General features: G+C 67.0%; 1 protein-coding gene. It reads right to left on the bottom strand.

The genetic code is table 11. The features are described from left to right. Window positions 1-56: 56 nt before the first annotated feature. Complete coding sequence (typA, locus tag ACWGST_RS16995) at window positions 57-1961, bottom strand: translational GTPase TypA (RefSeq protein ID WP_452047848.1); 1905 nt, start codon at window positions 1959-1961, stop codon at window positions 57-59. Between the last annotated feature and the right edge of the window lie 166 nt (window positions 1962-2127).

The raw sequence follows: 2127 nt of genomic DNA, 5'->3' as shown, positions 1-2127 counted from the left end.
GGTCGATCGACCCCGAGGCATCCGCTCGTCTGCAGTGGCTTCGAGTGCTGCCGCCGCTAGTTCTGCTTCTTCAGGCGCGACGTCGCGCGGGCGCGAGCCGTCGCGTCGAGCTCGACCTTGCGGATGCGAACGGCGGTCGGGGTAACCTCGACGCACTCGTCTTCGCGGGCGAACTCGAGGCACTCTTCGAGTGAGAGCTGGCGCGACGGCGTCATCGACTCGAACGTGTCGGAGGTCGACTGACGCATGTTCGTCAGCTTCTTCTCTTTCGTGATGTTGACGTCCATGTCGTCGTTGCGCGAGTTCTCGCCGATGACCATGCCCTCGTAGACCTCTTCGGTCGGGTTCACGAAGAACGTCATGCGCTCTTGCAGCGCGATGATCGCGAACGGCGTCACGACGCCCGAGCGGTCGGCGACGATCGAGCCGTTGTTGCGCGTCACGATCTGGCCCGCCCATGCGTCGTAGCCGTGCGAGATTGCGTTCGCGATGCCGGTGCCGCGCGTCGTCGTCATGAACTCGGTACGGAACCCGATGAGCCCGCGGCTCGGCACGATGAACTCCATGCGCACCCAGCCGGTGCCGTGGTTCGACATGTTGTCCATGCGGCCCTTGCGGGCGGCGAGCAGCTGCGTGATCGCCCCGAGGTACTCTTCGGGCGCATCGATCGTGAGGTGCTCGTAGGGCTCGTGCACCTTGCCGTCGACCTGCTTCGTAACCACCTGCGGCTTGCCGACCGTGAGTTCGTAGCCCTCACGACGCATCTGCTCGACGAGGATCGCGAGCGCGAGCTCGCCTCGCCCCTGCACCTCCCACGAGTCGGGGCGGCCGATGTCGACGATCTTGAGCGACACGTTGCCGACGAGTTCCCGGTCGAGACGGTCTTTCACCATGCGAGCGGTGAGCTTGTGGCCCTTGACCTTGCCGACGAGCGGCGAGGTGTTCGTGCCGATCGTCATCGAGATCGCGGGCTCGTCGACCGCGATGAACGGCAGCGGACGCACGTCTTCGGGGTCGGCGAGCGTGTCGCCGATCATGATGTCCTCGAAGCCCGCGACCACGGCGATGTCGCCGGGGCCGGCACTCTCTGCGGGGTAGCGGTCGAGCGCCTTCGTGAGGAAGAGCTCGGTCACGCGCACGTTCTGCACCGTGCCGTCGTGCCTGACCCAGGCGACCGTCTGGCCCTTCTTGATGGTGCCCTGGTGCACGCGCAGCAGCGCGAGTCGCCCGAGGAAGGGCGATGCGTCGAGGTTCGTGACGTGCGCCTGCATCGGGTGCTCGTCGTCGTAGGTGGGCGCGGGGATGTGCTTGAGGATCGCCTCGAACAGCGGCTCGAGGTCGTCGTTGTCGGGCAGTTCGCCGTTGCCCGGCTTGTTGTGGCTCGCGGCGCCGTTGCGGCCCGAGGCGTAGACGACCGGCACGTCGAGGATCGCGTCGAGGTCGAGGTCGGGCACGTCGTCGGCGAGGTCGGAGGCGAGGCCGAGCAGCAGATCCTGGCTCTCGACGACGACCTCGTCGATGCGGGCGTCGGGGCGGTCGGTCTTGTTGACGAGCAGGATCACCGGCATGCGGGCCTCGAGCGCCTTGCGCAGCACGAAGCGGGTCTGCGGCAGCGGGCCCTCGCTCGAGTCGACGAGCAGCACGACGCCGTCGACCATCGACAGGCCGCGCTCGACCTCGCCGCCGAAGTCGGCGTGCCCAGGGGTGTCGATCACGTTGATCGTGATGGGGCCGTCGATCGCGTGCTTGCCCTTGTACGAGATCGCCGTGTTCTTGGCGAGGATCGTGATGCCCTTCTCGCGCTCGAGCTCGTTCGAGTCCATGGCGCGCTCTTCGACGTGCGCGTGCGCCTCGAAGGAGTTCGTCTGGTTGAGCATCGCGTCGACGAGCGTGGTCTTGCCGTGGTCGACGTGTGCGACGATCGCGACGTTTCGCAGATCGTTCCGGGTGGCGTTGGCCATTGTTCGTCCTCGAGGGTGCCGGCCCCCCGCCGCCCCCGAACACGCGATCAGCGCACGGAGACAGCGTGGAGGCGCTGAGATGAAGGTCTGTGGGGAGCGCAGGATGCCGCGATGACGGCGTGCGCCCATCCAGCGTACCCTGTCGCGCGCTCGAGAACCTGAGAAC

It is taken from the genome of Agromyces sp. NPDC055520, assembly GCF_053619715.1.
Note: the sequence above shows the minus strand (reverse complement) of the source record. Positions and strands in the feature narration are given on the sequence as shown.